17 protein-coding genes are annotated in these 20,939 nt (G+C 62.8%); 10 read left to right on the top strand and 7 right to left on the bottom strand.

Annotation, left to right across the window (positions count from 1 at the left end):
- The first annotated feature begins 96 nt into the window (after positions 1 to 96).
- Positions 97 to 1,014, top strand: a complete 918-nt coding sequence (locus HB676_RS09780) for an SDR family NAD(P)-dependent oxidoreductase (protein WP_213737583.1) — start codon at positions 97 to 99, stop codon at positions 1,012 to 1,014.
- 152 nt (positions 1,015 to 1,166) lie between these two features.
- The gene (locus HB676_RS09775) at positions 1,167 to 2,405 is read left to right on the top strand and encodes a TIGR03862 family flavoprotein (RefSeq protein WP_213737582.1); all 1,239 of its coding nucleotides are present in this window, start codon (positions 1,167 to 1,169) and stop codon (positions 2,403 to 2,405) included.
- A 102-nt stretch (positions 2,406 to 2,507) separates the two neighbouring features.
- Here the strand turns inward: HB676_RS09775 and HB676_RS09770 are convergent, their stop codons facing one another.
- The 3 genes from HB676_RS09770 to HB676_RS09760 all read right to left on the bottom strand — a co-directional run bounded on the left by HB676_RS09770 (position 2,508) and on the right by HB676_RS09760 (position 6,057).
- Positions 2,508 to 3,590 carry a D-TA family PLP-dependent enzyme gene (locus tag HB676_RS09770; protein ID WP_213737581.1) on the bottom strand — a complete coding sequence of 361 codons (1,083 nt, stop codon included), beginning with the start codon at positions 3,588 to 3,590 and terminating at the stop codon, positions 2,508 to 2,510.
- Between the two features lie 146 nt (positions 3,591 to 3,736).
- Positions 3,737 to 5,548: an ATP-binding cassette domain-containing protein gene (locus tag HB676_RS09765; protein WP_213737580.1), complete on the bottom strand. Its 1,812-nt coding sequence runs from the start codon at positions 5,546 to 5,548 to the stop codon at positions 3,737 to 3,739.
- 11 nt (positions 5,549 to 5,559) lie between these two features.
- Positions 5,560 to 6,057 carry a YaiI/YqxD family protein gene (locus tag HB676_RS09760; RefSeq protein ID WP_213737579.1) on the bottom strand — a complete coding sequence of 166 codons (498 nt, stop codon included), beginning with the start codon at positions 6,055 to 6,057 and terminating at the stop codon, positions 5,560 to 5,562.
- Positions 6,058 to 6,222: 165 nt separating this feature from the next.
- Between HB676_RS09760 and HB676_RS09755 the strand changes: the two genes are divergently transcribed.
- Positions 6,223 to 7,023, top strand: a complete 801-nt coding sequence (locus tag HB676_RS09755; protein WP_213737578.1) for a hypothetical protein — start codon at positions 6,223 to 6,225, stop codon at positions 7,021 to 7,023.
- Positions 7,024 to 7,186: 163 nt separating this feature from the next.
- Here the strand turns inward: HB676_RS09755 and HB676_RS09750 are convergent, their stop codons facing one another.
- Positions 7,187 to 9,553 carry a xanthine dehydrogenase family protein molybdopterin-binding subunit gene (locus HB676_RS09750; protein WP_213737577.1) on the bottom strand — a complete coding sequence of 789 codons (2,367 nt, stop codon included), beginning with the start codon at positions 9,551 to 9,553 and terminating at the stop codon, positions 7,187 to 7,189.
- 193 nt (positions 9,554 to 9,746) lie between these two features.
- Here HB676_RS09750 and HB676_RS09745 point away from each other — a divergent pair, with 193 nt between their 5' ends.
- Positions 9,747 to 10,817 carry a Ppx/GppA phosphatase family protein gene (locus HB676_RS09745; protein ID WP_213737576.1) on the top strand — a complete coding sequence of 357 codons (1,071 nt, stop codon included), beginning with the start codon at positions 9,747 to 9,749 and terminating at the stop codon, positions 10,815 to 10,817.
- A 166-nt stretch (positions 10,818 to 10,983) separates the two neighbouring features.
- Complete coding sequence (locus tag HB676_RS09740) at positions 10,984 to 11,676, top strand: RlmE family RNA methyltransferase (RefSeq protein ID WP_213737575.1); 693 nt, start codon at positions 10,984 to 10,986, stop codon at positions 11,674 to 11,676.
- A 99-nt stretch (positions 11,677 to 11,775) separates the two neighbouring features.
- On the opposite strand, the gene HB676_RS09735 is transcribed toward HB676_RS09740, so the two are convergent.
- Positions 11,776 to 13,248, bottom strand: coding sequence for a DHA2 family efflux MFS transporter permease subunit (locus HB676_RS09735; protein WP_213737574.1), 1,473 nt, complete (start codon positions 13,246 to 13,248; stop codon positions 11,776 to 11,778).
- 302 nt (positions 13,249 to 13,550) lie between these two features.
- On the opposite strand from HB676_RS09735, the gene HB676_RS33770 reads away from it, so the two are divergent.
- From HB676_RS33770 to HB676_RS09715, 5 genes are all read left to right on the top strand, one after another.
- Positions 13,551 to 13,802 carry a hypothetical protein gene (locus tag HB676_RS33770; protein WP_249780153.1) on the top strand — a complete coding sequence of 84 codons (252 nt, stop codon included), beginning with the start codon at positions 13,551 to 13,553 and terminating at the stop codon, positions 13,800 to 13,802.
- Positions 13,803 to 14,077: 275 nt separating this feature from the next.
- Positions 14,078 to 15,574, top strand: coding sequence for an IMP dehydrogenase (guaB, locus tag HB676_RS09730; protein WP_213737573.1), 1,497 nt, complete (start codon positions 14,078 to 14,080; stop codon positions 15,572 to 15,574).
- Between the two features lie 149 nt (positions 15,575 to 15,723).
- Positions 15,724 to 16,347, top strand: a complete 624-nt coding sequence (locus HB676_RS09725; RefSeq protein ID WP_213737572.1) for a hypothetical protein — start codon at positions 15,724 to 15,726, stop codon at positions 16,345 to 16,347.
- A 114-nt stretch (positions 16,348 to 16,461) separates the two neighbouring features.
- Positions 16,462 to 17,487 carry an NADP-dependent oxidoreductase gene (locus tag HB676_RS09720; RefSeq protein WP_213737571.1) on the top strand — a complete coding sequence of 342 codons (1,026 nt, stop codon included), beginning with the start codon at positions 16,462 to 16,464 and terminating at the stop codon, positions 17,485 to 17,487.
- A 123-nt stretch (positions 17,488 to 17,610) separates the two neighbouring features.
- A complete protein-coding gene (locus HB676_RS09715) occupies positions 17,611 to 19,011 on the top strand; it encodes an MFS transporter (RefSeq protein ID WP_213737570.1) in 1,401 nt (466 codons plus the stop codon).
- Positions 19,012 to 19,111: 100 nt separating this feature from the next.
- Here HB676_RS09715 and HB676_RS09710 read toward each other — a convergent pair whose 3' ends face one another.
- On the bottom strand, positions 19,112 to 19,912 hold the full coding sequence (locus tag HB676_RS09710) for an SDR family NAD(P)-dependent oxidoreductase (protein ID WP_213737569.1): 801 nt from the start codon (positions 19,910 to 19,912) through the stop codon (positions 19,112 to 19,114).
- A 135-nt stretch (positions 19,913 to 20,047) separates the two neighbouring features.
- Positions 20,048 to 20,881, bottom strand: a complete 834-nt coding sequence (locus HB676_RS09705; RefSeq protein ID WP_213737568.1) for a metallophosphoesterase — start codon at positions 20,879 to 20,881, stop codon at positions 20,048 to 20,050.
- Positions 20,882 to 20,939: the final 58 nt, after the last annotated feature.

Here is a 20,939-nt window from a genome sequence, read left to right as displayed (position 1 = left end):
CACTGATCAAAAATAATCCATCATCCATTTTTCTTTTGATGGATGCCCGGATCAAGTCCGGGCATGACGAGACAACAAAATCCGGGAATTGTAATCATGACAATCAGGTTTGACGGACACGTCGCCATCGTCACCGGCGCGGGCAATGGTCTGGGGCGGGCGCATGCGCTGGGGCTGGCGGCACGCGGCGCCAAGGTTGTGGTCAATGATTTCGGCGGCGCCCGCGACGGCACCGGCGGCTCGTTGACCCCGGCCGAAAGCGTGGTCGAGGAAATCAAGAAGGCCGGCGGCGTTGCGATGGCCGATGGCGCCGATGTTTCCAATTTCGAGCAGGTCACGGCGATGGTGGATCGCGCCACCAAAGACTGGGGCAGCGTCGATCTGCTCTGCGCCAATGCCGGCATCCTGCGCGACAAGTCGTTTGCCAAAATGGAGGTCGCCGATTTCGCCAAGGTGTTGGACGTCCATCTCACCGGCACGTTCTACTGCTGCAAGGCGGTGTGGGATGGCATGCGCGCGCGCAATTACGGCCGCATCGTCGTCACCACCTCATCGTCGGGTCTCTACGGCAATTTCGGCCAGGCCAATTACGGCGCGGCCAAGTCCGGCATGATCGGCCTGATGAATGTGCTGGCCGAGGAGGGCCGCAAGAACAACATCCGTGTCAATACGATCTCGCCGACCGCGGCAACCCGGATGACGGAAGAACTGCTGCCACCGCAGGCGCTGGCGCTGATGAAACCGGAATCGATCACGCCGGCGGTGCTCTATCTTTTGGGCGAAGATGCTCCGACCCGTACCATCATGGGCGCCGGCGCGGGCTCGTTCGCAGTGATCAAGATACTGGAAACCGAAGGCATCAACCTCGCCGAGGCCGACTGGACGCCTGACGCGATCGCAGCGCATTTCGCCGAGATCAGCGACATGTCGACCGCCAAGGCGCTGGAGGGGGCGTTCCAGCAGACCCAGAAGTATGTGGCGCAGGCGGCGGCAAGGGCGGGCGTGAAGTTGTAGGAGCGAGACGGGCCTGGTGATGACCTCATGGTGAGGAGCGCGTCTTCGCGCGTCTCGAACCATGGGAGCTTGTTGCCATCCTTCGAGACGCGGCGAAGCCGCTCCTAAGGATGAGGGCCTTCGACGCTGAGAGGAAATGAGACTTGCCCCCCGTGAAGAGTTCACAAGCGAACATTGCCATCCTCGGCGCCGGCCCGGCGGGGCTGATGGCGGCTGAAGTCGCCGCGCAAGGTGGCGCCGCGGTCACCGTCTACGACGCGATGCCGTCCGCTGGCCGCAAGTTTCTGATGGCGGGGCGTGGCGGGCTTAATCTCACGCACAGCGAACCACTACCGGACTTCCTCAAACGCTACGGTCAAGCTCAGCCAAAACTCGCTCCCGTGATCACGGCGTTTCCGCCTGATAGCTTGCGCGAATGGAGCGAGGCATTGGGGCAGCCGACTTTTGTCGGTTCCAGCGGCCGGGTTTTCCCGCAAGCCTTCAAGGCGTCGCCCCTATTGCGGGCATGGTTGCGACGGCTTGATGCGCTCGGCGTGCAATTCGAGCTGCGCCGTCGCTGGACCGGCTGGGACAAGGACGGACGGCTGGTGTTCACGACATCTGATGGCCCGCGCATTGTCGAGGCGGGGGCAACTATACTCGCGCTCGGCGGCGCGAGCTGGTCGCGGCTCGGGTCCGACGGCGGTTGGGTCGATACGCTCACGGCCAAGAGCGTGGCGATCTCGCCGCTACGACCGGCCAATAGCGGCTTCATCGTCGCCTGGTCCGAGATCTTCCGCAACCGCTTCGAGGGCCAGCCGCTCAAAGGGATCGCACTGTCGTTTGGCCCGCACAAGCTGCGCGGCGAAGCCATGATCACGCGTAACGGGATAGAGGGCGGCGGGATTTATGCGCTGTCGGCGGAGTTGCGTGAAGCGATCATCCGTTCGGGAAAAGCGACGCTCCACGTCGCGTTGCGGCCCGATCTCGAAACCGGCGATCTGGTGGCGCGTTTGTCGACCCCGCGCGGCAAGCAATCCTTTTCCAACTGGCTGCGCAAAACTGCGCATCTTTCGCCGGTTGGGATCGGCCTGCTTCAAGAGGCGGCGATCGCGTCAGGTGTTTCGCTGCCGTCGCTCTCGGCCACAAGCCTAGCGGGATTGATCAACGCGGTGCCGGTCGAACTCAACGGCATCGCGCCGATCGCGCGGGCGATTTCGACCGCGGGTGGCATTTCCTTTGATGAACTCGATGCGGATTTCATGATTCGCCGCTTGCCCGGCGTGTTCGCGGCCGGCGAGATGCTCGATTGGGAAGCGCCGACGGGTGGCTATCTGTTGCAGGCGTCGTTCGCGACGGGGGCTGCGGCGGGGCGGGGTGCGGTGAAGTGGTTGGAGAAGCGAAGCCGGTGAAATTGAGTCTCGTCATTGCGAGGAGCGTTAGCGACGAAGCAATCCAGCTTGCTTGTTGAGGGATGGATTGCTTCGCTTTGCTCGCAATGACGGTGGGACTGTCTATCTCAACTTCCCCCGCGCCGCCACCGACAACACCCCGACAATCTCCTCGCCGCGCACCATCACGACTTCGTCCATCATGTTGACGACGACGCAAACGTGATTGGGTACGATCCGTACGACGTCGCCGACATTGGGACGGGTGTTGCTGCGCGTCAGATCGAGAAAGCCGTGCTCCTCGGCAAAGCGCGCGATTTTCGCTTCGGGGTGCTCCAAGATCAGCCCGTAGCCGTCGAGCCCGCTGCCGGTGTCGGCGGTCAGGGTTTTGGAGCCGGCATCGAGAATGCCGCGATCAGGGCCTGCGCGGCTCACGACGGTGGAATAGATATTCAGCGCGCAATCATCCCAGCTTGCGACGCCGGCGCCGACTTGCATCCGGTCGTTGTAGATGTAGGTGCCCGGCCGATGCTCGGTCGCTCCCTTGAGCTTGCCGACGTTCTTCAGGTTCGGCGAACCACCCGTAGAGACCATCGTCGCATCAAGGCCGTGTGCTCGAACGCCGGCCAGCGCCTCGTCGTAAAAGCGTTGCGCCTCGGTCCAGCCGGTCTCGGTCGGGTAGAGCATGAAGCCGGCGAATACGAGCCCCTTCGAGGCGGCGATCTCGCGCGCCAGCGCGATGGCCTCAGCGGGCGTTTCGACCCCGGCGCGCTTGCGGCCGGTGTCGCATTCGACCACCACCGACAGCGGACGGCCGGAAGCCGCCGCGGCTTGAGGCAGGCCCGCGATGACAACCGAATTGTCAGCCGCGACCGTCATGTGTGCCTTGGCTTGGAGCGCGCCGAGCCGGGCCATTTTCTCGTCGCCGATCAGATTGTAGCTGATCAGGATATTGTCGATGCCAGCCGCCGCCATCACCTCGGCCTCGCCGAGTTTCTGGCAGGTGATGCCTTTGGCGCCGGCGGCGATCTGCAGTTTTGCGAGCATCGGGCTCTTGTGAGTCTTGATGTGCGGCCGGTTGGCGACCCCGGCCGCCTCGCAGGTAGCCTGCACGCGCGCGATATTGCGCTCGACGCGGTCCATGTCGATTACGGCGACGGGCGTGCCGTATTCGCGGGCGATCTTGGCGGCGAGGGGGGTGGTCATCGGCAAGACCCTTCAGTTATTTTTCGTAGGATGGGTAGAGCGAAGCGAAACCCATCAAATCTCTTGTGTCGCGATGGGTATCGCTTCGCTCCACCCATCCTACGGTCTACGCTCCTCGCAATGACGGGAGAAAAGTACGTGCGATCTCAAGCCTGTTCAATCTCTTCGCGCAGCACCTCAAGCTCCAGCCATTTTTCTTCGGCGGCCTCGAGTTCCTTCTGCGCGGTCGAGAGCGCGGCGGAGGCCGTATCGAATTTCTTACGATCCTTCTTGTAGAGGTTAGGATCGTCAAGATGGCGCTGCTGCTTGGCGATCTCGGCCTGCAGTTTGGCCATCGTCTTGGGCAGGGTGTCCAGCGCGTGCTTTTCGTTGAACGTCAGCCGTCGCTTGGCGGTGCTGCCCGAAGCCGCATTACCTTTGTTGGCCTTTGTAGTTTCGGCGGCAGCCTTCACCGCGTCGCGCTTGAGATCGGCGCCGCGCTGCTTGAGCATGTCGGTATAGCCACCGGCATATTCGACCCAGCGGCCGTTGCCTTCCGGCGCGATCACCGAGGTCACCACGCGGTCGAGGAAGTCGCGGTCATGGCTGATCAGGATCACGGTGCCTTCATAATCGCCGAGCATTTCCTCGAGCACGTCGAGGGTTTCGAGATCGAGGTCGTTGGTGGGTTCGTCCAGCACCAGGAGGTTGGAGGGTTTGGCCAGCGCGCGCGCCAGCATCAGACGGCCGCGTTCGCCGCCGGAGAGCACCTCCAGCGGCGTGCGCATCTGCTCCTGCGCGAACAGGAAGTCCTTCATGTAGCTGACCACATGCTTCGGCTTGCCGCCGACCATCATGTTGTCGCTGCCGCCGCCGGTCAGCGCGTCGGCCAGCGTCGTCTTCGGGTCGAGGCTTTCGCGGTGCTGGTCGAGCGTCGCCATTTCGATATTGGCGCCGAACCGGATGGTGCCGCTGTCCGGCGGATTGGCGCCGGTCAGCATCTCGATCAGCGTGGTCTTGCCGGCGCCGTTGGGGCCGACAATGCCGATACGGTCGCCGCGCTGCACGCGGATCGAGAAGTCATCGACGATCTTGCGCTCGCCATAGGTCCGGCCAATGCCCTTGGCTTCGATGATCAGCTTGCCGGATTTATCGGCTTCCGCAGCCGCAAGATTGGCATTGCCGGCGGCGCCGCGATAATCGCGCCGCTGCTCGCGCAGCGCATAGAGATTGCCGAGCCGCTTGACGTTGCGCTTGCGGCGTCCGGAAACGCCGTAGCGCAGCCAGTGCTCTTCATTGACGATCTTGCGGTCGAGCTTGTGCTGGTCGCGCTCCTCTTCCGCCAGCACCTCGTCGCGCCAGGACTCGAACGCGCTGAAGCCGCGGTCGATCTGCTTGATCTGGCCGCGATCGAGCCACGCCGTCGAGCGCGACAGATTTGAGAGGAAGCGGCGGTCATGGCTGATGATCACAAGCGCGCTGCGGCGGCTCGCCAGTTCGCCTTCCAGCCATTCGATCGTGGTGAGATCGAGATGGTTGGTGGGCTCGTCCAGCAGCAGGATGTCAGGCGAGGGCGCCAGCACCCGCGCCAGCGCGGCACGGCGGGCTTCACCGCCGGACACATGCGCGGGGTCTTCATCGCCGTGCAGCCCGAGTTGCTCCAGAATATAGCGCGCCTGGTAGTGATCGTCGCCGGGCCCGAGGCCGGCTTCGACGTAGGACAGCGTGGTTTCGTGGCCGGTGAAATCCGGCTCCTGCGGTAGATAACGCACGGTCGCGCCCGGCTGCACAAAGCGGCTCCCGCTGTCGGGGTCGACCAGGCCGGCCGCGATCTTCAATAGTGTTGATTTGCCGGAACCGTTGCGGCCGATCAGGCACACGCGTTCGGCGGTGGACACGGACAATTCGACGCCCGACAACAGCGGCGTGCCGCCGAAGGTCAGCTTGATGTCTTTCAACTGGATGAGCGGAGGCGCCATGCTTTTTCGATTCAATTCTGTTTTTGCGCCGGCGCGTCAGCGCGCTGGCGCTGGAGGCGGCGAATGGTCTGGTCGAGCGCCGACAGAAATGTCGAGCGGTCGCGGGGTGCAAAAGATCTGGGACCGCCGGTGACTTCACCTGACGAACGTAAATCGGTCATCAGGTTGCGGACCGCCAGCGTCATGCCGATGGACGCTTCGGTGAACGGCTTGCCGTTCGGCGCGATCACCTCGGCGCCGGCCTTCACGCAACGGCTCGCCAGCGGGATGTCGGAGGTGACGACGATATCGCCCCGGCCGGCGCGTTCGGCGATCCAGTCGTCGGCGGCATCCATGCCAGAGCCGGCGGCAATGCGCTCGATCATCGGATCCTGCGGCACCCGGATGAACTGACCGGCGACCACGCTGACGGGCAGGCCGTGGCGGGCGGCGACGCGGTAGATTTCGTCTTTGACCGGACAGGCGTCGGCGTCGACATAGATGCGGGTGGTGTTCAAGGCTGGCGTCATCGGTTGGGGATTTGGCCGGGAAACGCTACCGCGCTCCCATGAGGCGCGTGGTACTCTATCGCAGCCCAAATTGCGAGCAAAACAGCGGCCGGAACATGCTTGCCACGGTCTTTTGTTCGCGTACGATTATCGACGGAAAATAGCCGAAATAAGGGAAGTATGGGGATGACCGACCGGCTAGAGGCCTACCGTGTACAGGCCTACAACACCGCCAAATTGTCCGAGAACAAGATGCATGACGACACCGTCGCCAAGCGGTTCGGGTTCAGCGGCGGCCTGGTGCCCGGCGTCGATGTCATGGCCTATATGCTGCACTTGCCGGTGGCCAGATGGGGCCGCGCCTTTCTGGAGCGCGGGCTGATCGAGGCGCGTTTCGTTAAGCCGGTTTATGACGGCGAGATCACCGATGTGACAGCCACCGAGAGCGACGGCGTGTTGTCGATCGAGGTCGAAAGCCGCGGCGAACTCTGCGCGACCGGCAGCGCGCTGTTGCCGGCATCCGCGCCGTCGTTTTCGATCGCGGATTACAGCGAGACCGCCGCGGTGGCCGAGCGCAAGCCGGTGAGCATCACATCCTACGAACCCGGCAAGTGGCTGGGAACGATCCCGCGGGTCTGGGCTGGCGAGGACGCGAGCGAATATCTGACCGATGTCCGTGAGACCGATGCGATTTACGCGCGCGAAGGGCTGGTTCATCCCGGTCTGCTGCAGCGGGTGATGAACAAGGTGCTGGTCGACAACGCCATTCTCGGGCCGTGGATTCACGCCGGCAGCCGGATGCAACTTCTGGCCGCGGGCGCGAGCGGTGACGAATTGACCGCGCGAGCCAAGGTCACCGGCAATTATGAAAAGAAGGGCCACCGTTTCGTCGAACTCGACGCGCTCCTGGTCGCCAACGGCCGCACGGCGCTGGCGCATTGCCAGCACATCGCGATCTACCAGCCGCGCGAGCAGGCGGCGGCGTAGGCGCGGAAACTCAACCTTCGTCATTGCCGGGCAAAAGCGCGAAGCGCGTCTTCGCGCTAGGTGACCCGGCAATCCATCCCTCGGGAAGACTCTTGCGAAGCTTGATGGATACGCGGGTCAAGCCCGCGTATGACGAGTGGGGGTGTTGCGTAACAACGCGCCCTCACGCCGCCTTCGTCTTCGCATCCTGGATCGCGCGCCAGACCCGTTCCGGCGTTAGCGGCATGTCGATCTCGGTGATGCCGTATTCCGACAATGCGTCGATCACCGCGTTGACCAGTGTGGCGAGGCTGCCGGCGCAGCCGGCTTCGCCGCAGCCCTTGGTGCCCAGCGGATTGGATTTGGCGGGCGAGGGATGGTCGCCGACGGTCATGAACGGAATGTCGCCAGCGCGGGGCAAGGCGTAATCCATGAACGAGCCTGTGATGGGCTGGCCGCTCTCGTCGTAGCTGACTTCTTCCATCAGCACCTGTCCGATGCCCTGTGCGACACCGCCATGCAACTGGCCCGCGACGATCATCGGATTGACGATGGTGCCGAAATCGTTGACGCCGGTGTAGCGCACGACCTGGATGACGCCGGTTTCGGGATCGATCTCGACTTCCGAAACATGGCAGCCGTTGGGGAAGGTCGAAGGCGTATCTTTGGTGTTGTGATCGACATCGAGCGAGGACGGCACGCCTTCCGGCATCGTGCCTTCGCGCAGGCGCTGCGATAGTTCCATGATATCGATGCTGCGGTCGGTGCCGGCGATCGTGAAGCGGCCGTTGGCGAATTCGATATCGCCTTCCGACGCCTCCATCAGATGCGCGGCGGCCTGCTTGCCCTTGGCGATCACCATCGCGGAGGATTCGACGATCGCTGTTCCCGTCGCGGTGATCGAGCGGGAGCCGCCGGTGCCGTTGCCGAAGCGCACGATATCGCTATCGCCCTGTTCGAGCTTGACCTGTTCGAAGGGCACGCCGAGCTGCGCGCACAATACCTGTGCGAACGAGACCGCATGGCCCTGGCCGTAATCGAGCGTGCCGGTGATCAGTTTCACCGAACCGTCAGCCTCGAACACGATCTTGCCGAGTTCGCCGCTGGGCGGTGCGGTGACTTCGAGATAGGAGCCGACCGCGATGCCGCGCAGCTTGCCCTGCTTGCGGCTCTCCTTTTTGCGTTTGGCGAAACCGGCGTGGTCGGAGATCGCCAACGCCTTGTCGAACACGCCCTGGAAATCACCGCTGTCATAGGTGACGCCCGACGCCGCCGCGAACGGGATCTGCGCCGGCTTGATGAAGTTGCGCTTGCGCAAAGTCAGCCGGTTGATGCCCATCTCATCGGCGGCACGGTCGATCAGCCGCTCCATGTAGTAATTGGCCTCGGGACGGCCCGCGCCGCGATAGGCGCCCATATGGGTGGTGTTGGTCACGACGCATTTGATATCGACGCTCAGCAACGGCGTCTTGTAGACGCTGGCGAGGTTCTTGCCGGTATTGAGTGATAGCGGCCCCGGTGCGACACCGGTGATATAGGCCCCGAGATTGCCGTAACCCGAAAGCTTGACGGCGAGGAATTTGCCATCGGCGTCGAGCGCTAGTTCGGCATGAATGTCTTGCGCGCGGCCCTGGCTGTCGGACAGAAAACTGATGGATCGCTCATCGGTCCACTTGACCGGTTTGCCCAATTCCTTTGTCGCATACAGGATGCACATGTATTCGGGGTAGTTGACGTTCTTCATGCCGAAGGATCCGCCGACATTCGCGGTCAGGATCCGAACTTTCTCGTTCGGCAGCTTCATGTTTTTGGCGAGGTTGACCCGGTTGCCGGCGACGCCCTGGGTCGGAACCTGAATCGTGAAACGCTCGCTCGCCTTGTCGTAGGAAGCGAGAGCGGCGCGGGGCTCCATCGACACCACGGCGACGCGGGTGTTGACGATGTCGAGCTTTGTCACGTGGGCGGCTGCCGCGAAGGCGGCATCGATCTTGGCGGCGTCGCCATAGTGATAGTCCAGCGCCACATTGTTGGGGATGTGATCGTAGAGCTGCGGCGCGCCGGGCTTTGTTGCGTCTTCGGCGCTGGTGACGGCCGGCAATGGCTCGATATCAAGCACAACAGCTTCACCGGCATCGCGCGCCTGCGCCAACGTTTCGGCAACGACGAAAGCCACGGCATCGCCGACATAGCGCACCTTGTCGGTCATCAGCGGCATGCGGTTGGTTTGCAGCAGCGGCGAGCCGTCGCGGTTCTTCAACGGCAGGCCGCAGGTAAAGGGCTCGTAATGGGCGAGGTCGGCGCCGGTCCACACGCCGAGCACGCCGGGCATCGCCTTCGCGTCCGTGGTGTCGATCTTGCGGATGATGCCGTGGGCATGGCTGGAACGGACGATCCAGGCATAGGCCTGTCCCGGCAGATTGAAGTCGTCGGTATATTTGCCCTTGCCGCGCACCAGCGTGTCATCTTCGGTGCGGCGAACCGGCTGCCCAACGCCATATTTTTGCAGTGCAATAGCGTTTTCGAGCGAGGACGCGGAGATTTGATCTTGCATTGAAAGAACCTGAAATGAGCTTTTTTTCGCTATTTAGCAGTGTCTTACCCAGATAATGCACCCATATGCCAACGACAACGGCTGATTGGGCATGGTGCCATGTGATGGGTTGTTGCGCCGCCCCTCGGCGCTGCTAGAGTTTCGCCGAAACGAAGCTCCTCGCCGGCCCTGATCGGCCCGGGAAAGACATTTGATGAATGATGACACGCGGCTTCGCGACGGCCTTTCGTCGCGCGAAAGCCCGATAGCGCCGGTTGCGGCTGGTGACGATGGAGAGGCCAGGCTGGTTCCGGGTTCCGGCGTTTACGCCGCACTCGACCTCGGGACCAACAATTGCCGGCTGCTGATCGCCTGTCCGACCGATGATGGATTCCGTGTGGTTGATTCGTTCTCCCGGATCATCCGGCTGGGTGAGGGCATCTCTGCGACCGGCTATATCAGCGAGGCCGCGATCGAACGCGCCGTCGCTGCGCTGAGTATCTGCCGCGACAAGATCAAGTCCAGGAACGCGACACGGTTGCGGCTGATCGCGACCGAAGCCTGCCGTGCCGCGTCGAACGCCGACGGCTTCCGGGATCGGGTCGCGGCCGAGACCGGCATCAATCTCGAAGTGATCGACCGCGAGACCGAGGCTGCATTGGCCGTGATCGGCTGCTCGCCGCTGCTCGATCCCAAGGGGCGGGGCGCCATCCTCTTTGATATCGGCGGCGGATCGTCCGAACTGGTTCGCATCGCGCGCGATCCGGCCGAGCAGGATGCGACACCGCGCATCAAAGCCTGGATGTCGATCCCGCTTGGCGTCGTCACGCTGGCCGAGCGTTTCGGCGGCCGCGACGTCACGCCGGAATCCTATGCCCGGATGGTGCAGGAAGTAGCCAAACATGTCGCGCCGTTTGCGGCCGAACATGGCGATGACCTCGGCGATATGCACCTGCTCGGCACTTCCGGCACCGTGACCACGCTGGCCGGGGTCCATCTCAATCTGGCGCGCTACGATCGCCGCCGGATCGATGGGGTGTGGATGAACAATGCGGAGGTGACCGCGACCATCGCGCGGCTGCTTGGCATGACCTATCAGGAACGCGCCGCCAATCATTGCATCAGCGTCGAGCGCGCCGATCTGGTGCTGGCGGGCTGCGCCATTCTCGATGCGATCCGCAACGCGTTCCCGCTGCCGCGCCTGCGCGTCGCCGACCGCGGCCTGCGCGAGGGCATGCTGGTCGAGATGATGCGCGAGGACGGCGTGCTCAGCGCAAGCCGTTAGGCGCGACGGGCCGGGGTGTGCTAGAGCCTTGTGGCTTCATCCTTCGAGACGCATCGCTTCGCGAAGCTCCTCAGGATGAGGTCCACCAATCCCTCATGGTGAGGAGCGCGGCAACGCCGCGCGTCTCGAACCATCGGGCACAAAAAAAAGCACGATTGAAATCGACATGGCGAAAGATACCACCGGGCGATTGCACGTCACCGTCAGGAGCGGCGGCAGGCTGAAGCATTCGTCAAAGCTCTGGCTGGAGCGGCAGCTCAACGATCCCTATGTGGCGCAGGCCAAGCGGGACGGCTATCGCTCGCGCGCGGCCTACAAGCTGATCGAGATCGACGACAAGCACCGCTTCCTGAAATCCGGCATCACGGTGGTCGATCTTGGCGCAGCCCCCGGCGGCTGGAGCCAGATCGCGGCCAAACGCGTCGGCGCGGCCGACGGAAGGGGCAAGGTGATCGCGATCGATTTGTTGGAAATGCCTGATATCGCCGGCGTCAGCTTTGCGCAGCTCGATTTTCTCGCCGACGATGCGCCGGATAAATTGCTGGCCATGATGGGCGGCCGCGCCGACGTGGTATTGTCGGACATGGCCGCCAATACCACGGGCCACCGCAAGACCGATCAACTGCGCATTTTGGGTCTGGTGGAAGGTGCTGCAGCCTTTGCCGCCGACGTGCTCAATCCCGGCGGCACGTTCGTGGCCAAGGTATTTCAAAGCGGCGCCGATGCCGAATTGATGACGCAGCTCAAGCGCGATTTCGCCACCGTCAAACACGTCAAGCCGGCTTCGAGCCGCAAGGACTCGTCCGAGCGCTACGTGCTGGCGATGGGATTTCGGGGGCAGGGGAAGGCGGCAGTATAGGAGTTCGTCATTGCGAGCGAAGCGAAGCAATCCATAATCGCGAAGCAAGAAAGAATGGATTGCTTCGTCGCTGCGCTCCTCGCAATGACGGGGTGAAATCTACCCCAGCCGCTGATCCCTCGCATTCGCCGTCTCGGTCGCGGCGGTTTCTTCCGGCTCGGCATCGCGTTCCGGGCTAGGGATGACGATCACGCCGCGGCCGGAGACCTGATGGCCGGCATCGGGCGGCATCTTGTAGAAGAAGTACGCCGAAGCGGTCGAGATGATCGACACCACGATGAAGGCCGGCGCGAAATCGCCCGCGCTGAGCTGGCTCGCATGCTGCCATAACAAAGTGGATTCCACCGAGAACGCGCCGACCGCAACGCCGGCCGACACCGCGAGCTGCTGGTTGACGCTGACCAATGTGGTGGCGCGGCTCATCTGCGCCGGCTCGACTTCGGCGTAGGCCAGCGTGTTGATCGCGGTGAATTGCAATGAGCGGAAGAAGCCGCCGACCACCAGGAGAATCATGATCAGCAATAGCGGCGTCGAGATCGTGAACAGCGCGCAGGCGGCAAGGAAGATCGAACTCACGACCGCGTTGATCACCATGATGTTGCGAAAGCCGAACGTCTTGATGATGCGCGCGGCCAGCGTCTTCATGCCCATCGCCCCGACCGCCGAGGCAAAGGTCACAAGCCCCGAGCGCAGCGGTGACAGGCCGAACCCGATCTGCATCAACAACGGCAGCAGAAACGGCAGCGAGCCGATGCCGAGGCGGAACATGAAGCCGCCGATGATGGAGGCGCGCATGGTCGGCAAGTTTAACAGCGAGAAATCCAGCACCGGCGAGGCGGTTCGTCTGGCGTACATCACATAAAGCGTCATCGAAATCGTGCCGATCACGATCAGCGCGATCACGATGGTCCATGGCACGAGGTTGAGGCCCGCGATCGACAGGCCGAACGCGATGCCGCCAAGCCCGATTCCGGCCAGCACCAGCCCGTACAGATCGAACCGCTCGGGATTTTCGCTGCGGACCGGATCGATGTAGCGCAGCGCCATGAAAATGCCGAGCAGGCCGATCGGAAGATTGATCAGGAATATCCAGTGCCACGACAGATAGGTGGTGATGAAGCCGCCGAGCGGAGGCCCGATCACCGGTCCGACCAGCGCGGGGACCGTGACCCAGGCCATCGCGTTCACCAGCGCGCTCTTGTCGATCGAGCGTACCAGCACCAGCCGTCCGACCGGCGTCATCATGGCGCCGCCGATGCCTTGCAGCGTGCGCGCGATAACGAAGTCGGTGACCGAACTCGACAACGCGCAGCCGATCGAGCCGATCATGAACACAGCGATTGCAAGCGAGAACACCGTGCGCGCGCCGAAGCGATCCGCGGTCCAGCCGCTTGCCGGAATGAACACCGCCAGCGCCAACAGATACGACGTGATCGCGAGCTTCAGCGTCAGCGCGCTGGTGCCGATATCGGCCGCGATCGCTGGCAACGAGGTCGCAATCACGGTCGAATCCATGTTCTCCATGAACAGGGCAGTGGCCACGATCAGCGGAATCAGGCGTTCTTTGTTCATCAGGATTCGGAAATGAGGGGAAAATATTCGGCGGTTGCGCTGTAACATTCCCAATGCGCATAGGCCATTGCGGAACCGTGAAAAATGGCCAAAAAGTGCGCGACAAACGATTTCAATGCTTTGCGAGATGATGCTTGCCCCATTCGCATCACAATTCGCTTTTGGTTACGCAACAACCTTAACGGACCGCGGCATGCATGGCTCCTCCGCTTGAGATGAGGTTGCCTCACTCACGTCGCTGTGAGACCACGCGGCCATAGCCGTTAGGCTACCCCATCAATTCTAGGAAGGAACAACCCGGAATGGGATTACGTTGGCTTTTTGCTGTCGCGCTGGTTTTTGGATTTTCTCCGGAGGCATCTGCCGGTGAGTCCGGCGGCATTTTTCATCGGGCTTCATGCTCCGTCGTTCGTTATTATGTCGCCAAGTACAGCGCGTCGGCCGCTGAGGCGTGGGCGCGCAGCAAGGGCGCGACCGAGGGCGAGATTGAAGCCGCCCGGCGCTGCATTACGCCCACAGGGCCGAATGTGCGGACCGCTCAGGGACCGAACTAAGCTTACATCTGCGGGACTGCGGCAGCGCCGCGCCCGCGATCCTCAGGGGGTGGCGAACCACCCCCTCGGCTCCTAAATATGCTTCCCATGACGTTATCCGCAGTGAAGCGAGATTCGGGGCTGCGGCCCCTTTGATTCGTCATGGTGGCGTGCTATCGACCACCGCCAACCCTACCGATGGGCTCTGATTCGACGGTGACGCCAATGGCGCCGCCGGCGTATCCGCTCATCCCGAGGTCTTATCGCGGCGAATGTGCCGCTGAATGGAGTTGGTAATGGCTGCCGAGCAGGGACATCAGAGAATACGCGAAGCCTATACGTTCGACGATGTGCTTCTGAAGCCCAGCCTGTCGGATATTCTGCCTTCGGAGGCCGATATCCGTACGCACCTGACGCGGGCCATTCCCCTCAACATTCCAATCATCGCCTCGGCGATGGACACCGTCACCGAAGCGCGCATGGCGATCGCGATGGCGCAGTCCGGCGGCATCGGCGTTATCCACCGTAATTTCGATGTCGATGGCCAGGCCGCCCAAGTGCGCCAAGTCAAGAAGTTCGAATCCGGCATGGTCGTCAATCCCTTGACCATCGGCCCCGACGCGATGCTGTCGGATGCGATGGCGCTGATGAAGGATCACGGCTTCTCCGGCATCCCTGTTGTCACCGGCGCCAGCAAGGGCGTCCCGGGCAAGCTGGTCGGCATTCTCACCAACCGCGATGTGCGGTTTGCGACCGATCCGCGCCAGAAGATTTCCGAACTGATGACGCACGAAAATCTCGTCACGGTGCGCGAAGGCGTCAGCCAGGACGAGGCGAAGCGGATGCTGCACAAGCACCGCATCGAGAAACTGCTGGTGGTCGACGACCAATACCGCTGCGTCGGACTGATCACCGTCAAGGACATGGAGAAGGCGGTCGCGCATCCGCTGGCCTGCAAGGATGCGCAAGGACGGTTGCGGGTCGCCGCGGCGACCACGGTCGGCGAGGGCGGCTATGAGCGCACGGAGCGGCTGATCGACGCCGGCGTCGATGTGATCGTGGTGGACACCGCGCACGGCCATTCCTCGCGGGTGCTCGAGGCCGTCAACCGCATCAAGCGGCTTTCCAACGCGGTGCAGGTCATCGCCGGCAATATCGCGACGCAAGAGGGCGCGCAGGCGCTGATCGATGCCGGCGCGGACTCGATCAAGGTCGGCATCGGACCGGGCTCGATCTGCACCACGCGGATTGTCGCCGGCGTCGGCGTGCCGCAACTGACCGCGATCATGGACGCGGTCGAAGCCGCCAAGAAAGCCAACGTGCCTGTGATCGCCGATGGCGGCATCAAATATTCCGGCGACCTCGCCAAGGCGCTCGCCGCCGGCGCCGATATCGTCATGGTCGGCTCGCTCCTGGCCGGCACCGACGAGACGCCGGGCGAAGTGTTCCTGTGGCAGGGCCGTTCCTACAAGGCCTATCGTGGCATGGGTTCGGTGGGAGCGATGGCGCGCGGATCCGCCGATCGTTACTTCCAGCAGGACATCAAGGATACGCTCAAGCTGGTGCCGGAGGGCATCGAGGGCCAGGTGCCCTATAAGGGCCCGGTCGGCAACGTCATGCATCAGCTCGCCGGCGGCCTTCGCGCGGCAATGGGATATGTCGGCGCGCGGAACATGGCTGAATTCCATGAGAAGGCGCAGTTCGTGCGCATCACCGGCGCGGGCCTGCGCGAAAGCCACGTCCACGACGTCACCATCACCCGCGAAGCCCCGAATTATCCCGGCGGGAGTTAAGCCTGCGGGCTCAAATTGAGCCCCACAGGTCAGGGGAAACGCGGTAGTGTCCTGTTCGGCGCTGCCGCGTCGCCTTAGGTTTTGCGCGCGCGCGTGCAGCCGTTTTTGCAAGATTCATCTCATCACTTTTAGAAAAGAAGTTGGTCATCATGGTCGATTGGTCGGACGACAGGATTGCGGCGCTTTCGGATCAGGATCTGAAAAACCTGCTGGTCAACGCGGAGCGGAAATCCGTCGAGGGCGTGATCGCGCAGTGCAAGGCCGAGATGGAAAAGCGCGATGCCGCCAAGCCGCGCAAGGCCTCAAAGCCGCGCACGGAGCTGAAGGAATTCGAACACGACGTGTCCGGGCAACTCGCCGAAGTCGGCAAGGAAATGGCCGCGAAGTATGATTTGTCGGAAGAGACCGCGAAAGCGAACTCAGTGGGCGTGAAGGGTTTCAAGGCCCACAAGCTGCTGGATGCCAAGGGCTACGCCAAGCTCGGCGGCATGCAGCGCGACGGGTCGGTCGCGGTCGATCGCTACATCTCCTACCGGCGCGGCAAAGACATCGTTTCGCTCAGCGTCTTTCTCCTGAAGGACCAGCCGATCGAGGCCCATGAATTCCAGGTGATCGCGCCGCTGGCGATGCTCGACGGCGGAAAACCCGTCGCCGAAATTCGCCCGACCGCCACCGCAGCGCAAAAGCAATCCGCCGATGGCGGATTGGCGTTCAAGGACCTGCCGAGCGCGGCAGCGTCGTTCGACGCTGCGCTGGCGAAGATCACGGCGTAGGGTTCACGGTCGTCATTGCGAGCGCAGCGAAGCAATCCAACTTCCTTCCTTCACAACGATGGATTGCTTCATCGCTTCGCTCCTCGCAATGACGAGGAAAACGGAGCAAACCTCATGTCCCAATCCGCAAAGCGCGTCGTTCTGGTCTCTCGCCCCATTGGCGAGCCCAAGGCGTCCGATTTCCGCATCGAGGAATATGCGCCGCCGTTGCCCGGCGAGGGCCAAGTCCTGCTGCGCACGATCTGGCTGTCGCTCGATCCCTATATGCGCGGGCGGATGAGCGATGCGCCGTCCTATGCGACGCCGGTGCCGATCGGTGGGGTGATGGAGGGCGGCACGGTGGGCGAGATAATCGCCTCGAACAATCCGGGCTTTGCGAAAGGCGACATCGTGGTGTCACGCGCGGGCTGGCAAACGCATGCGCTGTCCAACGGCAAGGATCTGCGCAAGGTCGATCCGAAACTCGGTCCGATCTCGACCGCGGTGGGTGTGCTCGGCATGCCCGGCATGACCGCCTACACCGGGCTGCTCGATATCGGCAAGCCGCAAGCCGGTGAAACTGTCGTCGTGGCTGCGGCCTCCGGCGCGGTCGGCTCGGCGGTCGGCCAGATTGCGCGGATCAAGGGCGCGCGCGCCATCGGCATCGCCGGTGGTCCGGACAAATGCGACTACGTCAAGCGGGAGCTTGGCTTTGACGACTGCCTCGATCATCGCGATCCAGATTTGGCCGCGAAGCTGAGGGAAGCCTGCCCTGATGGCATCGACGTCTATTTCGAGAATGTCGGCGGTGCGGTGTTCGAGGCAGTGTTTCCGCTGCTCAATGCGTTTGCGCGCGTGCCGGTGTGTGGCTTGATCGCGCATTACAACGATACGGAAGCCACCACGCCGAAATGGGCTGCAACGATGATGCGCTCGGTGCTGACCAAACGTTTGACCATCCGGGGCTTTATCGTCAGCGATTTCGCCGCACGCCATGCGGATTTCCTGCAGGACATGTCGGAGTGGGTACGCGAGGGCAAGATCAAGCATCGTGAATGCGTCACCGAGGGGCTCGACAGCGCGCCGGCAGCGTTCATGGGGCTTCTGAAGGGCGCTAATTTCGGCAAGCAACTCGTGCGCGTCGGCCCGGACGTAGGCTGAACGGGTTCAATCCTCGTCGCTTCGCATACGCATCATGCAACAGGGTGACTGTGGACGGCTGCCCATCCATAGTACATCCCCGTTGACGGCGGCTGGCGTCGGCGATCCGGAGAGTTTTGAGGAATGTCAGTGGAGGCAACGGCGGTGAAGCAGGCATCACCGCCCGTGATGGACGGGTTGCCCCCGGAGCGGCGGCAATGGGCCGTGGCTGCGATCTTCGTGGCGGTCGCGATGGCCTCGCTGGATACCGCGATCGCCAATGTCGCCTTGCCCGCCATAGCTGCTAATCTCCATGTTAGCCCAGCCGACGCGGTCTGGGTGGTCAACGTCTATCAGATCGCGCTGGTCGCGACATTGCTGCCGCTCGGCGCACTCGGCGAAATCATTGGCCATGAGCGTATCTATATCGGCGGTCTCGTGCTGTTCACGCTGGCGTCGCTGGGATGCGCCTGCGCGTGGTCACTGGAAAGCCTGCTGGTTGCGCGGGCGCTGCAGGGACTGGGCGCGAGCGGGATCATGGCGGTGAATTCGGCGTTGATCCGTTTCGTCTATCCCGTTCGCATCCTCGGCCGTGGCTTCGGTCAAAACGCAATGGTCGTTGGGACGGCGATGACACTCGGACCGACGATTGCTTCAGGGATTTTGTCGATCGGGACATGGCCCTGGCTGTTCGCAGTGAATATTCCCTTCGGCCTGATCGCAATTTTTATCGGCCTGAAAACCTTGCCGCGTCCGCCGCGCGCCGAGCATGCCTTTGATTTTCTCGGCGCCGTCTTGGCCTCGGGCTGTCTCAGCCTTTTCATCATCGGTATCGGCAGCGCCGCGCATCGTTCATCCCTGGGTCTGGTGGCGGCTGAGCTTGCCGGTGCGATCGTGCTGGGGGCGCTGTTGATGCGACGGCAGGCGGATCATCCGGCGCCGATGCTGCCGATCGATCTGTTTCGCCGTCCGTTGTTTGCGCTTTCCGCCGCGACCTCCGTCTGCTCGTTCTCCGTTCAGGGACTGGCGTTCGTGTCGTTGCCGTTTTATTTCGAGGACGTGCTGCTGCGGACCCAGGTCGAGACCGGTTTCTTCATGACGCCGTGGCCGCTGGTGGTCGCCATCATGGCGCCGATCGGCGGGCGGCTGTCCGACCGCTATCCCGCCGGAATTCTCGGCAGCCTCGGATTGGCGCTGCTGTGCGTGGGGATGGTGCTGCTGGCGACGCTCCCTCCCTCGCCAAGCGTTATCAATATCGTCTGGCGGATGGCGCTGTGCGGATGCGGTTTCGGCTTCTTTCAGACACCGAACCTGCGCACGCTGATGTCGAGCGCGCCGCCGGACCGCAGCGGCAGTGCTAGCGGCATCGTCGCGACCGCGCGCCTGACCGGGCAAACCACCGGCGCGGCGCTGGCCGCGTTGTGCTTCACGCTCGCCGGCCATGATGGGGCCACCGTGGCGCTGGCGCTCGGCGCCGGCTTTGCCGCGCTCGGCAGCGTGATGAGCGTCCTGCGTTTGGCCGTCGGGCCGCCACGGGCGGCTTAAAGCGCTTTTGTTTGCCGCGTTTTCTGTACGCGAACCGGTACCCACGGAGCCTGTCATCGGGCGCGCATTCGCGCGACCCGTTGGCTCGAAAACGCTTTGATTACCCCCGCCGCACGCTCGCGCCGCCGTCCACCGGCAGCGTCACGCCGGTAACAAAACTCGCTTCATCCGACGCTAGAAACAGCGCGGCGTTGGCGACGTCCCAGCCGGTGCCCATTTTCCGGCGCAGCGGCACCTTCGCATCGCGATCGGCTTCGACCTCGGCGCGGCTTTTCTTGAAGGCGCGGGCGCGGGTATCGACCGCCATCGGCGTGTTCATCAGTCCAGGCAGGATCACATTGGCGCGGATACCGTATTCCGCATTTTCGTAAGCCAGTTGTTCCGTGAAGGCGATCATCGCCGCTTTAGTGGCCTTGTAGGCGACATAGGGATAGGTGGTGATCGCGGCCATCGAGGAGATATTGATGATCGCGCCGCTCATCTGCCGGCGCATGATCGGGATTACATGCCGGCTGGCGAACATGCAGCTCTTGAGGTTGACCGCGACACAACGATCAAGCGCTTCTTCGGTGATATCCAGCAACTGCGCATCGCCGCCTGCGAGACTGACGCCGACATTGTTGTGCAGGATATCAACGCGGCCCCAGCGCGCGTGCGCGTCGGCGACCATCGCCTTGAGCTCGGCCTCCCGGGTAACGTCGGCTTTGAACGCGACCGCCGCGCCGCCTTTGGCGCTGATCAGGTCCACGGTCTCCTGTGCCGATGCAAGATTGTGATCCACGCATAGCACGTTGGCGCCTTCGCGCGCGAAGGTGAGGGCGGTGGCGCGGCCGTTGCCGATGCCTTCGCCGGGGCTTTGGCCGGCACCAACGACGATGGCGACGCGATCTTTCAGGCGCATAAGTTCACTCCCGCTTGTTGGGTACCATTCAGTACCTCTTTTCATCGGCGGTGCTGACCGCCGCGGAGAGCCTAGTTGAATCGCGGGGAAGACGCCAAGAGAGATGCCAATAGAGAGATCAAGCCTGAGACGGTACTACCGGCCAGGCTTCAGCAGCGAATCCAGATCGATATCGATCTGGCCGGGAGCTCTGACGTGACGGACTTCAAAACTGTCGGGCTGGAAACGATACTCCACCAGTCCGGTCTCTTTGATCCCGATCACTTCCTGTCTTGCATCCGAAATGACAAAACCCGCCGAAGGCGACCAGACGTGGCGGATGTGTGCATACGTAAAATCCCGGCGCTGATGAACATGGCCGCTGGCGATCAGCCGGAGATCGGCCGTGCGCAGCATTTCCACGAGTTGGGTCCGTGCCTGCATCGGAACATAGCGGAACGATGTCGCCACAAGCTCCGGATCGTCGGGCGCATTCAGATAAAGCGGCTTATGCAGGAACAGCGCCACCGGTTTGCCGCTGGCGTGCGCGAGCTGCGACGCGAGCCAGTCGAATTGCTCGGTCTCGCTGGCGAGACCCGTGTTCATGATCAGCGAATTGAGGCCGATAAAACGCCAGCCGGCCGCATCGAAACTCCAGCGGTCTTCGCCGAAAATATCCAGAAAAGTCTGGCGGTGCGTTTCGGTGGCCGGTTGCGACGGTACCGCGCCCACCGCCGTCGGATTATCGCCGATGTCGTGATTGCCGGGCAGATAGCGGCAGGGAACCGCAAGTGCGTCGTGCAGCGTTTTGGCGAATTCGAGATCGGCGCGGCTGGTTGGCCCGTCAAAGGCGAGGTCGCCGGAATTGATGACAAGATCGGGCCGCTTCGCGTCGATATATTGGCGCACCCGGTCGAAGTTGGCGGTCAATGTCGGCAGGCGGCGGGCCAGATGGGTGTCTGAAATCTGGGTCAGGCGAAATTCGGACATGCGCAATTCCTCCCCACACGATCATACATTCGGCGCAAGTCGAAATCGTGAAATGGTG

Source organism: Bradyrhizobium sp. dw_411 (assembly GCF_018449695.1).
GTDB lineage: Bacteria > Pseudomonadota > Alphaproteobacteria > Rhizobiales > Xanthobacteraceae > Bradyrhizobium.
This window is presented reverse-complemented; position numbering and strand designations above follow the sequence as displayed.

Excerpts from the sequence above, each read along its gene's own strand:
- HB676_RS09780 (WP_213737583.1), top strand. The coding sequence starts at position 97 with ATGACAATCAGGTTTGACGGACACGTCGCCATCGTCACCGGCGCGGGC.
- HB676_RS09770 (WP_213737581.1), bottom strand. The coding sequence starts at position 3,590 with ATGACCACCCCCCTCGCCGCCAAGATCGCCCGCGAATACGGCACGCCC.
- HB676_RS09765 (WP_213737580.1), bottom strand. The coding sequence starts at position 5,548 with ATGGCGCCTCCGCTCATCCAGTTGAAAGACATCAAGCTGACCTTCGGC.
- HB676_RS09760 (WP_213737579.1), bottom strand. The coding sequence starts at position 6,057 with ATGACGCCAGCCTTGAACACCACCCGCATCTATGTCGACGCCGACGCC.
- HB676_RS09755 (WP_213737578.1), top strand. The coding sequence starts at position 6,223 with ATGACCGACCGGCTAGAGGCCTACCGTGTACAGGCCTACAACACCGCC.
- HB676_RS09750 (WP_213737577.1), bottom strand. The coding sequence starts at position 9,553 with ATGCAAGATCAAATCTCCGCGTCCTCGCTCGAAAACGCTATTGCACTG.
- HB676_RS09745 (WP_213737576.1), top strand. The coding sequence starts at position 9,747 with ATGAATGATGACACGCGGCTTCGCGACGGCCTTTCGTCGCGCGAAAGC.
- HB676_RS09740 (WP_213737575.1), top strand. The coding sequence starts at position 10,984 with ATGGCGAAAGATACCACCGGGCGATTGCACGTCACCGTCAGGAGCGGC.
- HB676_RS09735 (WP_213737574.1), bottom strand. The coding sequence starts at position 13,248 with ATGAACAAAGAACGCCTGATTCCGCTGATCGTGGCCACTGCCCTGTTC.
- HB676_RS33770 (WP_249780153.1), top strand. The coding sequence starts at position 13,551 with ATGGGATTACGTTGGCTTTTTGCTGTCGCGCTGGTTTTTGGATTTTCT.
- guaB (WP_213737573.1), top strand. The coding sequence starts at position 14,078 with ATGGCTGCCGAGCAGGGACATCAGAGAATACGCGAAGCCTATACGTTC.
- HB676_RS09725 (WP_213737572.1), top strand. The coding sequence starts at position 15,724 with ATGGTCGATTGGTCGGACGACAGGATTGCGGCGCTTTCGGATCAGGAT.
- HB676_RS09720 (WP_213737571.1), top strand. The coding sequence starts at position 16,462 with ATGTCCCAATCCGCAAAGCGCGTCGTTCTGGTCTCTCGCCCCATTGGC.
- HB676_RS09715 (WP_213737570.1), top strand. The coding sequence starts at position 17,611 with ATGTCAGTGGAGGCAACGGCGGTGAAGCAGGCATCACCGCCCGTGATG.
- HB676_RS09710 (WP_213737569.1), bottom strand. The coding sequence starts at position 19,912 with ATGCGCCTGAAAGATCGCGTCGCCATCGTCGTTGGTGCCGGCCAAAGC.
- HB676_RS09705 (WP_213737568.1), bottom strand. The coding sequence starts at position 20,881 with ATGTCCGAATTTCGCCTGACCCAGATTTCAGACACCCATCTGGCCCGC.